This window comes from Leisingera sp. McT4-56 (assembly GCF_020514995.1).
GTDB classification, from domain to species: domain Bacteria; phylum Pseudomonadota; class Alphaproteobacteria; order Rhodobacterales; family Rhodobacteraceae; genus Leisingera; species Leisingera aquaemixtae_A.
This window is the reverse complement of record NZ_JAJALF010000005.1, coordinates 113,257-127,535: the sequence shown is the minus strand read 5'-3', so window position 1 is coordinate 127,535 and position 14,279 is coordinate 113,257. Positions and strand designations below refer to the sequence as shown.

The window sequence follows — 14,279 nt, the reverse complement described above, 5'->3', positions numbered from 1 at the left end:
AGCCCCCGGCGGTCAAAGCGGCCGCGTACCCGAATGCTGTGCCGGGCTTGGCAAGGCCGCTGGGAAAAGATCGCCCGGGCAATGAACAGTGCCCGGGCCGGTATTTGGTCAGACTGCGTGCCAGAGCTGGAAAAGCAGGCCAACCGCAAAGGCGCCGGAGAGCGACAGCCCGAGGTATAGAGCGAAAACCTGCAGGCGGGCCAGCGCCCAGACCGCCATCGCCGCTGGGATTGAGGTGACGCCGCCGGCCACCAGGAAGGCGAGGCCCGCACCGGGCGCCATACCCTGATCAATCAGCCCGCCAACCAGCGGCAGCGCGGCATAGCCGTTCAGGTAAGCAGGCACCCCCACCAGCGTTGCAGTGACAATCGGCAGCAGGCCCTCGCCGCCGAGGGCGGCGGTTACGGTCTCTGCCGGAACCCAGGCCAGCATCAGGCTTTCGAGAATGAACGCCAGCAGCAGCCACTTGGCGAGGAACAAGGTTGTGGTCCAGGCGGTCGCGCCGAACTTCGCGCGGCGCTCCGCCTCGCGCCAGAACCGCCAGACCACCGGTTTCGGCGCGCGCATTTTCGAGCCGCCGCAGCCGCCGTTACCGACACCATCGCGCAAAGGGTCGGTCAATGCGCCGCCGCGGCTCAGCAGGTGGACAGTCAGGCCGCCGAACAGCCCCAGACCTACAGCGGCAAGGGTCTTGGCTACGGCGAACTCAACACCCAGCACCCCTGCGGTAAGGAAAAACATCGACGGGTCCATGATCGGCGAGGCCAGCCAGAAAGCCATGACGGCTGACAGCGGCACGCCCATCGACAAAAGCGCCGCAATCAGCGGGATCACCCCGCAGGAGCAGAACGGAGACAGCCCGCCCGCCAGCGCCCCCAGCGCTATCATCAGGAGCGGTGAGCCGGTGAAGGCCTTGGCCACTAGGTTGTCCGCGCCAGTTGCCCCGGCCCAGGCCGCGACGGCAATGGAGAACAGCAGGTATGGCGCCGTATGGGCAAAAGCCGTGCCTGCAAAGACCGCGCTGTCTGCCGATTGCGCCGGGTCGAACAGCGCCAGCAGCAGCAGGATGGCCGCGGAGGCCGCCCAGACCCGCTGGTCCTTGAGGACCTGCCAGACGGCAGCGCCGGGCCTTGGGGAGTTTTCTGTTGTGCTTGTCATTTCTAAATCACCAGTTTTGTAGTTGTTTAAGATCGAAGAAAAGCCCGCCAGCATCTCAAGCGGTCTCCTCCTTTGCGGTCAGGGCCACGCCCGCGCAGCATTCCGATGTCAGAAAGTTCACGACGGACAGTATGACGGGATAGTCGACCCGGCTGAACACCTCACGCCCGCGCTTTTCCTGCACCACCAGTTTGGCATCGACCAGCGTCGACAGGTGGTGCGCCAGTGTGGAGGCCGCGAGACCCAGATGCTCGGCGATGTCGCCGACCCGCAGCCCGTCCTCCCCTGCTTTGACAAGCAGCCGGAAGATGGCCAGGCGGGCGTCGTGCCCCAAGGCGGCAAGGGCGCGGGCGTTGAAACTTGATGTCGTCATCAGGTCAAAATAACCACAAAACCGGTTTTGTCAATATGGCGACAACGCACCGCTGGCTGCCGGGGCGTGCCGCACCGGTCTTGTTGCGCTCTATTGGCAGTCAAAGCAGGTGCAGCTGGCCGCGCCCTCATCTGCGGCGGCCAGCTGCTTGAGATCGGGCTAGCGGCTGCGCCAGGCCTGGGTGCGGCGCAGGATGCCGCGGGAGGCCAGCAGGTGGATGATCCGCGCCAGCGCATTGGTGTAGAAGATCATCATCCCCATCGCCGCAGCCGGGGCAATGTCGCCTGCGTCATCCATGTTCAGCACCGCAATCGACGCCAGCGTGGTCTTGGGTGAATAGAGGAACACCACCGCCGACACCGTCGTCATCGCGTTGACGAAGAGGTAGATTGAGATGTCCAGCACAGCGGGCAGGCAGACCGGCACCGTGACGCGGGCAAACAGCTTCATGGTCGGCTGCTTGAGCGACGCGGCGACGGATTCAAACTCCCGGTCCATCTGCTTGAGGGCGGTGACCGCCGTCAGATGCGACACCGTGTAGAAGTGGGTGACGGTGCAGACCACCAGGATCGCCATGGTGCCGTAGATCGCATTGAGCGGGTTGGCGGGGTTGTTGAAGAAAAAGATGTAGGCCAGTCCCAGAACCATGCCCGGGATGGCCATTGGCAGCATCGCAAACATCTGGAAGATGGCGCGCCCCGTGCGGAAGCCCTTGGACTTCTCCACCAGATAGGCGCCGAAGAACACCACGGCAGTGCCGGCCACAGCCGTCATCAGCGCCAGCTTGATGGAGTTCACGTAGGAGCCCCAGCCGCCGCCGTCCATCTTATCGAACTGGTAGTTGTTCAGGCTGAGGCTCAGATCGTAGGGCCAGAACTTGATCAGTGCCGCAAACTGGCAGACTGCCAGCAGCCCGGCGATGAAGATGCCAATCAGGGTGCAATAGGCAAAGAAGATACGGTCCATCTTCTTGTTCGGCTGCGGCTCATACGGGACCGAGCGGGCCGACAGCAGCGCCACCTGCTTGGACTGCACCATGCGGTCGATGGCAAAGGCGAGGATTGCGGGGATCACCAGCACCACCGAGACCACCGCGCCCATTTCAAAATTCTGCTGTCCGATCACCTGCTTGTAGATGTCCACCGCCAGCACGTTGAACTGGCCGCCGATCACCTTGGGCAGGCCAAAATCGGTGATCACAAGGTTGAAGACCACGAAGGCTGCCGAGATCAGGCCGTAACGCGCACCCGGAACTGTTACCGTCCAGAAGGTGCGCCACGGGGTGGAGCGCAGGCTGGCAGCGGCCTCGTAAAGACGGGCGTCAGAAATTGCCAGCGCGGTTGAGATGATGATGAAGGCATGCGGGAAGGTGAAGAAAACAGAACCGATCACGATGCCTATGGGGCCGTAAATACTGGCGCCGAACAACAGCTCCTTGATCATGCCCTGGTTGCCGAACAGATAGACCAGCGCGATACCCGGCAGCAGCGACGGCACCAGGATCGGCGCCATGGCAATGAGGCGGAACACGCCCTTGTACTTCATGCAGCTGCGGTTCAGCGCGTAGGCGAACCAGAAGGCAAGCGAGACGGTGACAACGGTGCTGAGGACCGCGATCCACAGCGAGTTCTTGATCGAGTTGAACAGCGCAGGCGTAGAGAAATAGGAGACGAAGTTGTCCAGCCCCCGCGCCTGCACGGGGCGCAGCTGCACCCGGCGGAAGGTGTTTGAGTCGAGCGTGACCCACTCGGTGCCGGTTTGCAGGTTGGAGCCGATCAGGAAGCGGCCGGAGTCAGAGGTATTGCGGATCTGGTACATCACCGGGCTGCGGAAGCTGAAGTCCGGGAAAAAACCGGTGACCGGCAGTCGCCCGTCCGCACCGGTGGACAGATCGGCATCGGCAAAGGTGGCGCTGCGTGCGTTCAGGTCTGCGCCGGTCAGGACGCTGCCATCGAACTGACCCGCCTCATCGCTGACCTGGAACTCATACTGCGACAGCTCCACCCGGTAGGTGGAGAAGGATTTCGACAGCATCGCATAAAGCGGAAAGACCAGCGATACGACCAGGTAAAGCGCGATGATGATCATGCTGCCGCGCATAATGATATCGTCGCGGCTCAGCTTGCCCTTGATCACAGGTCCAGCGGGCATGACGGATTGCGTGGTATCAGTCATCTGCTCACGCCCCCTGCCCGTCTTGCGCAAAGGCCATCAGCCGGTTGTCAGGCAGTTCGATTTCCATCTGGCAGCCGGCCTCCAGATCCAGGCGCCGCACCGCGTTGATGGAGAAGTCTGCGATCAGTTCCTTGCCGCCAAAACGCTCACTGGTCAGGCGGCAGCGCCAGAAGGAGCCGAGGAATTCCATTTCCGCCAATTGAACGTCGATACAGTTCCGGTTGCCGCTGCTTTCAAGGTATCCGGCCTCATGCGGGATCACATCCTCGGGCCGGATGGCGGCAATGACCGGGGTGCCGTCAGCAAATTCATGCGGCAGGCAGGCAAAGGTCTTTTCACCCACAGCCAGACGGCCGCCCTTGGCGACCGATGAACTGATCTGGTTCATCTCGCCGATAAAGTCGGCCACAAACAGATTGGCCGGCTCTCGGTAGATTTCCGTGGGAGAGCCGACCTGCTCGATCACCCCGTGGTTCATCACCACGATGCGGTCGGCCATCGCCAGCGCCTCCTCTTGGTCATGTGTCACCATGATAGTGGTCACACCCAGCTTGCGCTGCAGCTCCTTGATCTCGTGGCGCAAGTGGACACGCACCTTGGCATCCAAGGCAGACAGCGGTTCATCCAGCAGCAAAAGGCCGGGATTGGTGGCAATGGCGCGCGCCAGGGCAATCCGCTGCTGCTGGCCGCCGGACAGCTGGGCCGGGTATTTGCGGCCTTGGTCCGGCAGGCCGACCAGTTCCAGCAGTTCAGCGACGCGCGCATTGATTTCCTGCTTGCTGCGGCCCGCGTTTTCCAAGCCGAAGGCGATGTTCTTTTCGATCGTAAGGTTCGGGAACAATGCATAGGATTGGAACACAATGCCGAAGTCGCGCTCTGACGGCGGCAGGTTGGAGACATCCTGACTGCCCTGGGTCACCGTGCCCTTGGTTTGCAGGTCCAGACCCGCAATTGCACGCAGCAGGGTGGTCTTGCCGCAGCCGGACGGGCCGAGGAAGCAGATGAATTCGCCCTCCTTCACGTCCAGCGAGATGTCTTTCAGCGCGATGAAGCTGCCGAAGGCTTTCCAGAGGTCGCGGATGCTCAGGTAGGTTTCTTTTGGCGGGGTCATTTGAAGCACGTCGTTGGTCCTTGCATATGCCAACGCGGCACCCTGTCTGTTGTCAACGGGCGGCATGGCTCAGGGCATGGGGCAGTAAGGTTCAGGAAGGCGGAGGGGCGGAAGGCTAAACCTCCGCCCCTGAAGGCTTATTTCGCTTCCGACTTGCCGTCGTAGCGGGCCTGCCATTCCTTGAGGATCGCAGCGCGGTTGTTGGCCGCGAACTCGAAATCATTGTCGATCATCGCGTCCAGAAGCCCTTCGGGGAAATGCTCAACCGGCTTGGCGACGCCTGGGTAAGCGACAACCGCATAGCCGGTGTTGTACATTTCGTTGGCTTCCTTGGTGACGGTGAAATCGACCAGTGTCTGCGCCGCTTCCAGATTTGCAGTGCCGGCCACAATCGCAGTTGCTTCCATGTCCCAGCCGACGCCCTCGGAGGGAACAATGATCTCCAGCGGTGCGCCTGCGGCCTTGGACTTGGCGCCGCGGAAGGCGAAGGAAATACCGATCGGGATCTCGCCAGCCGCCGCCAGCTTGCAGGGTTTGGAACCGGAATGGGTGTAGCGCGCAATGTTTTCATGCAGCGCGTCCATGAACTTCCAGCCCTCCTCCTCGCCGAACATCTGCAGCCAACTGGAGACATCCAGGAAGCCGGTGCCGGAGGAATTGGGGTTCGGCATGATCACATGGCCGGCATACTGCGGATCGGTCAGATCCTTCCAGGACGCGGGCGGTGTCAGGCCCAGTTTCTCTGCCTCAACCGTGTTGTAGCACACAGAGGCCACCCAGGCGTCCATGCCAACCCAGCTGGGCGGGTTGTCGCCATCGACGAATTTGGGATCGAGGTCTTCAACCCCGGCCGGCGCATAGGGTTCCAGCATCCCTTCCGACTTCAACAGCAGCAGCGAGGTTGCGGCCAGCCCCCAGACCACATCGGCCTGCGGGTTGTCGCGTTCCGCCAGAAGCTTGGCGGTGATGATCCCGGTGGAGTCCCGCACCCAGTTGATCTTAATGTCCGGATGGCTCTGGTTGAAGGTCTCCGCATACCGCGCAAGGTCTTCCGCCTCCACTGCCGTGTAAACGGTCAGCTCCGTTTCGGCCAGCCCGGCGGTGGCCGCCGTCATGGTGAAGGCCAGTGCGGTTAAAAATGACGCTTTCTGTTTCATGGATTTCCTCTGTTGGCTTGATGTCGTTTTCACGCACCTTCTGACGAGGCGCTTTGGACTTATGTTTTTTTAGTGACTGGCAGTTTGACAGAATTGCAGAGCAAGAAAAATCGATTATACACATCACATCATAGGCTGAACCTATGAAACCAGCCGGACAGTACGCCTGCCCTGCTTGGGATCGTGCACGAGCTTTTGCGATGTCCAAAGCCTGCCCTTGCGTCAAGTCAGCAGGTCATCGCCGGAAGACGGGGCAGAAACCGCCCCCCAGTAATCGGCGGCCGGGAACCAGCCGAAGCTGTCAAATTCAGTTGCGATACTGCCCCTGCCCGCGATGGCGTGAATGAACTCCACACCAAAAACGGTGATGCCAAGCTCGCTCAGAACGCCGTCAACATCGCCGCCCTCGAAAGCAAGGTAACTGGCCTCGTCCAGGACAAGATAAAGCGTGTCGTTCCCTTTCCCGCCATGGAACACATCGTTGGACTCCCCGCCACCGCCGATGAGCACCGTTTCGGTGAAAATGAACGTGTCATTGCCCGCCCCGCCAAAGACCGTATCGTCGCCGCGCCCGTCCACGATGACATCCCTGCCTGCAGCGCCGCGAAGCTCGTCCGCGCCGTCGCCGCCGCTGATGATATCGTTGCCCTTGGCGCCCTTCACGATGTCATTACCGCTTCCACCGAGCAGAATGTCCCTGCCTCCGCCGCCATGGAGTTCGTCATTGCCCGTGCCGCCGATTGCGACATCATTTCCGCCGCCGGCCCTTACGGTGTCATCTCCGCCCAGCGCAAACACTGCATTTGCCGCAGAACCGGTGCTCAGAGCCGATGCGCCGTCATCCAGAAGCGCCGTCGTGCCGCCGCCCATGACAAATTCAGCATAGGCGCCCCAGACCTGATGCGCTGTTTCCGCCGGATGAATGGCGTCCCACGCCAGCACCTGGTCGCTGTCGAATACGCTTCCGTCGATCAGGTAGTCCGTCCGGTCCGCGAGAATGCCAAATCCTGCCGGATCCTCGGTAAGGGCCTCTGAAACTGCAAACAGGTCAACGGCCCTGGCATCGATTCCACCGCTGCGAAGATCCGCGATACTGTCAGCGAGACTGGCGTTGAACATCCCGACCAGCAGATCCGCAAATTCCGCGTGCTCAGGCGAGAGCGTGTCGAACTCCGGATAGAAACCATCGGCTGGCTGAGTTGCCAGGAAAACCGTGCCAACCCCGGCGGCGCTGGTGGTTTCGGCGGCGGAAACGATCTGCGCGATCAGCGCCTCGACCAGCGGCGACGCAAGCGCCAGGAATTCAGCCTGGCTGGTGATATTCTGTTCCTTAACTGTCCTCAGCAGATCAATGAAATCATTGCCGCCAATCAGGAAAAACGCAGCCGAGTCCGGCGGCACTCCGCCCGCGGCATCCTCCAGAAAATCTTCAACCTGGGCTTCGAGGTCGATAAGGTCCTCCAGCAGGCCATCGCCCAGGGCTGTTGCCGTCGCTACTGCATAGTTCACGGCCTTGAAACCGCCGAGTGCGGCGGCGTAGCTGGCATGGGTCAGCGCATTGGTCACAGCACCTTCCGGGCCGACTTCGCCGAAACTGTCGATCACTGTCTGCCGGGCCACAATTTTGGCTTCAGCCCGAAGCTGGTCCAGGTCATCCGAAGAGGGAAACCCGCCAAAGCTGGCAATCAAGTCCAGCAGGATGACCGGTTCGATGACTGATGCCAGAATGTCTACGGCGTTGCCCTCGTCCGTCAGGCTGTCGCCGAAGTAATAAACCTCTGAAAATGGTGTCATCATCGCCCCCTTCCGGAGCTGCCGCGGCAGCTCCCAGACAGCTGGATCGAAAGATGACGAGGCGCAGCACTTTCAATCCAGTGCCCTGCAGCATTCTTTGCGTGCGCGCCCCTGCTGAATATGGAGCCGATCAGCCGCCTGGCAAGGCTTCCCGGCGGCTGCCGCACTGGATGCTATGGCAAGGGCTGGCGCTGGAAATCGGGGTAATCGACGCCAAGGTGGCCCGTTTCAAACTGGCCCAGTTTATTGCGCCACACACGGTCAGGCCAGAGCAGCTCCACCGACAGATCGCAGGGGTGATAGGCCGCCGTGTATAGCGTTCCGAACCCCCTGTCGAAGGCCAGCGAATAAAGCGGCGGCTTCAGGAAGGAACCAGTGAATTTTTCCTTTGTCTCCGGATGCAGCGTCAGCCGCTGCAGCAGGAAGCGCTCCCGCTCCACCGAGGCGGTCAGCCGGGCGTGACTGGTCCACTCGACGCGTTCCTGGTGGTTGGTGGCGACTGCCGCCCGGGTGATGACGGTCGGCCGGTCAGGCGCAAGGTAAGCGGTAAAGAAGTTCCGGGCACGGTCCAGCACCGTCACGTTGTAGCTCATGTGGCAGGGCACCCGCCGCAGCACATCTTCCGCCTCATCAAGCGCCGAACAGGTCTGCAGGATGTACCGCAGGATCAGAGGCACGCCAAAGCCATCGCCCATCGCGCGGCGCCCGCCAAAGGTGAGCGAAACCGTAAGCCCGGCGTCATTGATCCCGTCGAGCAGGCCGAACAGCCCGTCCGTGGTGCCCATCACCTGCCGGCCGCCCCAGCCGGTTTTCAGGTATACGGCGTCAAAGGCCGAGGGGTTGTAGTCGTAGTTGCGCACCAGGAGCGGCTCCCGGCCCTGCCAGATGGCCTGGCTGCACCCGGCCAGGTAGCGCGGCGGGCAATAGAAGCTCAGGAACCGCGCTTCGAGGTCGCCGCCGCCGACCGAAGCGCACAGCTGGTCATAGACCCCCATGATCTCCGGCATATAGGCATTCAGCGCCCGGCGGCATTCCGCATAGGTCGGCCGGCCCGACAGCCCCTCCCCCGCCCACCAGTTCAGATAGGCGGTGCGGTATTCGGCAAAGAGCCCGGACAGTTTCTGCCCAGGCTCCGCTTCTTCGACGGCGCGGAAGGTCAGTTTCATGCAGCCTACATAATCTTGAACGCCGGATCCTCAAAGGCCTGTGCTGACGGAAGCGGCCGCGCGGAATAGGCGTTCTTGATGCCGTCGATCCAGCGTTTCGACTTCTCTGTCAGCTGGAACCCCTTGGTCATCGACCGGCCGCGGGTGACGAGAATGCCCAGATCGGCGCCTTCATAACGGTAATCGCCTGCATTGGAAATGCGCAGGAAGAACGCCTCGTCCTCGCTTTCAACTGCGCGGCGGTGGTAGTCGAAGCGGTCAAACACAACCTGACCGTCCGGCAGCATCCTGTAGATGCCGGATTCCGGGGCCTTGGTCACGATGTCCACGGTGTCCTCTGTGTGCTTGATTACCATCTGCGACCAGGAGTCGATCATGTCCGGGTCGGCCCAGCGCGCGTTCAGCTCCTCGACGTCCAGCTTGAACGGCTTCTTCGAGAACTCCAGCAGATGGAACAAGAACAAAGGCGCATCGGCATGGGCGAAGGCCGCGTGGTTGGTCATCGACGACGCCCCGGTGATCCGCGGGTTGAGCTCGCCCAGCCAGATGTCGCCGGTTTTCTTGTCGATCAGGAAATCCAGCTCGAAATAGCCGCGGTAGCCCTCCTTGCGCAGCTGTTCGCCGAACTTGAAAGTCAGCTCCCGCGCCCTTTCGCGGGTTTTCGGCGGGAAGGCGGTCGAGAAGATCTCGTTGCCGCACCAGCCGCCGCGGTAGGGGGTCAGTTCCTTGAAACCGACAAGTTCGGTCATCAGGGGGCCGACAATGGTTCCCTCGGATGTGCAGCAGGCCTCGATCGCGGAACCGCGGCAATCGATCCGCTTCATGATCTTGATCTCGCCCTGGCCGACGATCTCATGCTCGTGCTTGCGGAAATCGCCCTCGTTCTTGATGAAGAATGTGGTGTGGCCGGAATCCCCGAAGGCGCTTTGCAGAACCAGATCGTCGCCCAGATCCGCCTTCTTGCAGATCTTTTTGAGATGGTCGTAGCTGTCCACCTTGGACAGGGTATTGGGCACCGACGGCACGCCTGCCTTGTTGCCAACGCGTACGGTCTGGATCTTGTTGTCCATGTTGGTGCGCAGCTTTGCCTTGGGAAACCAGACCTCACCGCCGATTTCCTTGACCAGCTTTTCGGTCTTTTCGTCGAACATCAGGAACACGAATTTCGGCTTGCCGCCGCGCGCCTTGACGTAGTCGATGACTTCCTTGTGCTGCAGCAGGTAGTTGTTGATGTCTTCGATCGACTGGAATTCATCGTGCGGCAGCTCGGACGGGACCAAAACATTCGGATGACGGCCGTCGAAACAGTCCATGTAGCAGATGTACTTGAAATTCTTTACCCATTCATCAAGCCCGAGAAGATTGAAGTTCGTCGCTGAGACAAAATAGATCGGGTCCGAATTGGTGTGGAAATAGCGGCGGATCTCCGAAATGTTGTTCAGAACTTTCTTCGGCATGTAACGTCTCCCTGATTTTTCTAATTGATCTTCGGACTTCTACTTTTGGACGGACTTCAAGGCCTCCTTGGTGAAAACGCGCAGGCCCAGGTCGGCGCGGTAGCCGTGGATCTCGCTGACGTCGAGCGCCCGCATGAACGACAGGATCTCCGGGCTGATGACCTGGCCAGGCACCAGGATCGGAAAACCGGGCGGATAGGGGATGATGAAACTGGATGACACCAGCTCCTCGCCTGCTTCCAGGCGCTCCATCAGGCTGTCATCGGTTGGGATGTAGTCGCAGTTGTCCTCGTTGTAAGCGAGGAAGAAGGCGGTGCGGATATCGCCCTCCGGTGTGTCGCTGCCAGCCCTGAAGGCATCGTGGAAACGGCTGAAGTCCGGTAAGGGCGGCACGTGCTCCACCAATGCTGAGACCCGGTTCTCAAACGACCGGCGCTCCATCTTCGAGGCATCGTCCAGCAGATCATCCAGATCGTTGGCAATCTCCACCAGCACCTCGATCAGATAGGCGACCGAAGAGCGCGTGGTGCCGATATTGGTCATGAACAGCACCGTGTTGCGGGAGGTCTTGTTGATCTGGATCCCGTACTTATCCATCAGGATCTTGGTCTTGAAGGTATCGCCGTCCCAGCCGGTGCCGCCCACCGCCAGGGTGACACGGGTCGGATCCAGCACAAACTCATCCTGGCTCCACATGTTCCAGGTGTCGGCCCAGCCGTGGTCGGGATCATAATAGGCCTCAACCCCGCTTTCCCGGAAGGCTTCGGGGATCATGTCGCCGGCGGTCAGCACCCGGAAATATTTGTTAAGCAAGGGGTTGTCGGAAATGGCGCGGCGGATCGACATCGCGGTTTCGATCTGCTTCTGGACAAATTCGAAGCCTTCCAGCTCCACCTGCCTGCGGCCGACATCCAGTGAGGCGATGATCTGGTAATTCGGGGAAGTCGAGGTATGGGTCATATAGGCCTCATGAAAGGCCTGCTCGACTTCGCCCTTGAAGTCCTGATCGTTGACATGGATCATCGAGCCCTGACGCAGCGATGTCAGCGTCTTGTGGGTGGACTGGGTTGCATAGACCCGTACCCGCGCATCCGGCGGCGGCACCAGCCGGGTGTTCAGCCAGGTCTCCTCATCGGCGTCCTTCAGCGCTTCCTGCTGCGCCTTCCAGGCCTCCGCCGTTTCCTCGCTGCGCAGCGTGCCCCTGAGCGTGTTGGCAACACCCATGGCAGTGCGCTGGCGGTAGGTCGGGTCAAACCGCGCAAAGGCAAACCAGGCTTCGTCCCACAGGAAAATCAGGTCCTTCTTGATGGCCAGGCATTCTTCCATAACCCGCCGCACGTTATATACGATGCCGTCAAAGGTGCAGTTGGTCAGCAAGACCATCCTCACCCGGTCCAGCTTGCCCGCCGCCTTGAGCTGCAGCAGGGTGTGTTTGATTTCCCTGAGCGGAACCGCCCCGTACATCGAATGCTCATGCAGCGGGTAGCTGTCCATGTAGGCCACGCTGGCGCCTGCCAGCACCATCCCGTAGTGGTGCGACTTGTGGCAGTCGCGGTCCACCAGCACAATGTCGCCGGGGCGCACCACCGACTGCACCACGATCTTGTTGCAGGTCGAAGTGCCGTTGGTGGCAAAGAACGTATGCTTGGCCCCGAACGCCCGCGCTGCCATGTCCTGGGCTTCCTTGATCGGGCCGCGCGGCTCCAGCAGGCTGTCGAGGCCGCCCGAGGTGGCGGAGGTTTCCGCAAGGAAAATATTGGAGCCGTAGAACGCCCCCATGTCCTGGATCCAATGTGAGCGGCTGATCGACTTGCCGCGGCTGATCGGCATCGCGTGGAAAACGCCGGTGGGCTGCTTTGAATATTCCTTGAGCGCGGTGAAGAACGGCGATTTATAACGGCGGTCCACCCCGCGCAGGATGTTCAGGTGCAGTTCCTGGAAATCCTCCTGGTTGTAGAACACGCGGCGGCAGCGTCCCAAGTCCAGCCCGGCAATGTCCTCAGCTGACCGGTCAGTGACCAGATAGGCATCCAGTTCCGGGCGGATCTTCTCGATCAGGCGGCAGGCCTCGGGGCCGTATTCATGAGGCTCGATCGCATCGACGGCCTCCTCCTCGCTGACCCGCGTCAGATACTGGCTTAGGATCGGCAGGTCGATCTTGGACTTCAGCGAAAGCCCCGGGCGCACCACCACGGCCTGCACATTGTAATTGAACAGGATGCCGATCAGCGCGTCTTCCAGCGAGGGCACGATCACCGGCTCATAGATGAACTGATCCTCGACCCGGCGCATGCGGAGCAGGTTCTGCCGCAGGAAGCGCTCCTGCGATTCAGTCACGTCGTCAACGATCAGAACCTCGAAATAGGGACGGCCCAGCGCCCGCGCTTCCGGCGCGAGCGAGGCCTCATCCTCATAGTCCTCGTTGTCGATTTCCTCTGACGAAAGCGGAATAGACCGCCGCCGGTAGGCGCCGGAGGTCAGCGCCCTGGCAATGCGGCGGATGGACACTGACAAGTCGTCGGCATTGCCATGCTGCAAAAGGCGGCGGAGATGTTCAAAAGCATGTATCCCCGGAAACGCCCAGTATTGCTCGATCGGGGCCAGCACCTCGAACAGATGCTCCGCCGTTTTCAGGAGCTTCTCGCTCTTTCGGCCTTCCTTGCGGTGCCGCGCGAGGCCTTCAGCGGCCTCCCGCAATGCGCTCCACCTGTCCGCGCGAAGCTGTGTCGCGCTGTAGTAGTCCCGGATCGACGGCAACGTCTTCTTACGCGAGTGCAAGTTCAAAACCTGCCTCCTTTCTGACGCGTCAGGACCGGTGCCGCCCTCCAGTCCGGTTAATCTGAGCCTGTCTTCCCTGGGAAGACAGAGAAATTATGCGGCGAATAGAAAGTCTGTTCCAAATTCTCCAGCGAGCTTCTGGGATCGGCGGTTTGCAAACCGCGCGGCGACCCTTGCCCCGGCGTTTCCAGCGGCCCCAGTGTCTTGAGATAGGCATCCGCGCCGCTGGCGCGGTCGTAAACGGTGAACTCGGCCTCGCGGTCGCGGAAGCTTTTCAGCACCTGCCCCAGCCCTTTCAGGCCGGTTTCACGCTGCCGCCGGACCTGATCGAGGTCGATCTCGATCGGGAACATGTCTTCCTGGCCCGCCGACTGGTGCAGCACGGTGGCCGAAGGATCCACGACCAGCGACCGGCCGACGCCGCCTGCGCCCAGCCCGTTGACGTCAAAGACATAACATTGGAACTGCGCCGCAGTCGCGCGGGCAATTGCAATCTCCGCATCCCGGTCAGTGGTGCCGGTCAGCACCGGGTGCAGCAGCACTTCGACGCCCTGGCTGGTCAGCTGGCGGGTGGTTTCCGGGAACCAGATGTCATAACAGATCGACAAGCCGAAACGGCCCACCCCCGGCACGTCGAACACGCAAAACTCGGTGCCCGCCGAAATCCCTGCCTCATACGGGCGGAAGGGGAACATCTTGGAGTATTTGGCGACGATCTCCCCCTGCGGATTGATCACCACGGAGGTGTTGAAGATCCGGCCGTCCTCTGTCTTTTCGAACATCGATCCAGGAATCAGCCAGATGCCGAACCGGCGGGCATCCTCCTGGAACTGTTGCACCACGTCGTTGGGAAACGGCTGGGCAAAGCGGTCAAGCGGTCCGTAGGGCGCCAGTTCGGAGAACAGAACCATCTGCGTCCAGGGGAAGCGGGCCATAAGTATTTCAATCCGGTGGCGCATTGCCTCAACATTCGAGTGCAAAGCGCCAACGTGCATTTGAACACCAGCAATTGCGAAAGGTGTCATAGGGGGAGGAACTCCAGCTGTCTTTGTTCAAGCCAGTCTATGGGGGGTTCTGGGGCTTGGCTAGAGCGTATCAGCAATCCTGGCG

Annotated in this window: 10 protein-coding genes; all 10 read right to left on the bottom strand. The window is 61.0% G+C overall.

All coding sequences use genetic code 11. The features are described 5' to 3' along the window. Window positions 1-108: 108 nt before the first annotated feature. Window positions 109-1,158: a permease gene (locus LHL23_RS08730; RefSeq protein WP_226429561.1), complete on the bottom strand. Its 1,050-nt coding sequence runs from the start codon at window positions 1,156-1,158 to the stop codon at window positions 109-111. Window positions 1,159-1,213: 55 nt separating this feature from the next. Then, window positions 1,214-1,531, bottom strand: a complete 318-nt coding sequence (locus LHL23_RS08725; RefSeq protein WP_226429560.1) for an ArsR/SmtB family transcription factor — start codon at window positions 1,529-1,531, stop codon at window positions 1,214-1,216. Between the two features lie 159 nt (window positions 1,532-1,690). Continuing rightward, window positions 1,691-3,706 carry a putative 2-aminoethylphosphonate ABC transporter permease subunit gene (locus LHL23_RS08720; RefSeq protein WP_226429559.1) on the bottom strand — a complete coding sequence of 672 codons (2,016 nt, stop codon included), beginning with the start codon at window positions 3,704-3,706 and terminating at the stop codon, window positions 1,691-1,693. Window positions 3,707-3,710: 4 nt separating this feature from the next. Then, on the bottom strand, window positions 3,711-4,817 hold the full coding sequence (locus tag LHL23_RS08715; RefSeq protein WP_226429558.1) for a putative 2-aminoethylphosphonate ABC transporter ATP-binding protein: 1,107 nt from the start codon (window positions 4,815-4,817) through the stop codon (window positions 3,711-3,713). A 137-nt stretch (window positions 4,818-4,954) separates the two neighbouring features. Beyond that, window positions 4,955-5,974, bottom strand: coding sequence for a putative 2-aminoethylphosphonate ABC transporter substrate-binding protein (locus tag LHL23_RS08710; protein ID WP_226429557.1), 1,020 nt, complete (start codon window positions 5,972-5,974; stop codon window positions 4,955-4,957). A 222-nt stretch (window positions 5,975-6,196) separates the two neighbouring features. Further along, the gene (locus LHL23_RS08705) at window positions 6,197-7,768 is read right to left on the bottom strand and encodes an SGNH/GDSL hydrolase family protein (RefSeq protein WP_226429556.1); all 1,572 of its coding nucleotides are present in this window, start codon (window positions 7,766-7,768) and stop codon (window positions 6,197-6,199) included. Between the two features lie 173 nt (window positions 7,769-7,941). Beyond that, a complete protein-coding gene (locus LHL23_RS08700; protein ID WP_226429555.1) occupies window positions 7,942-8,934 on the bottom strand; it encodes a C45 family autoproteolytic acyltransferase/hydolase in 993 nt (330 codons plus the stop codon). 5 nt (window positions 8,935-8,939) lie between these two features. Next, window positions 8,940-10,391: a biotin carboxylase gene (locus LHL23_RS08695; RefSeq protein WP_226429554.1), complete on the bottom strand. Its 1,452-nt coding sequence runs from the start codon at window positions 10,389-10,391 to the stop codon at window positions 8,940-8,942. 39 nt (window positions 10,392-10,430) lie between these two features. Beyond that, on the bottom strand, window positions 10,431-13,175 hold the full coding sequence (locus LHL23_RS08690) for an aminotransferase class I/II-fold pyridoxal phosphate-dependent enzyme (RefSeq protein WP_226429553.1): 2,745 nt from the start codon (window positions 13,173-13,175) through the stop codon (window positions 10,431-10,433). 50 nt (window positions 13,176-13,225) lie between these two features. Continuing rightward, window positions 13,226-14,194, bottom strand: coding sequence for a carbon-nitrogen hydrolase family protein (locus LHL23_RS08685; RefSeq protein ID WP_222477812.1), 969 nt, complete (start codon window positions 14,192-14,194; stop codon window positions 13,226-13,228). Between the last annotated feature and the right edge of the window lie 85 nt (window positions 14,195-14,279).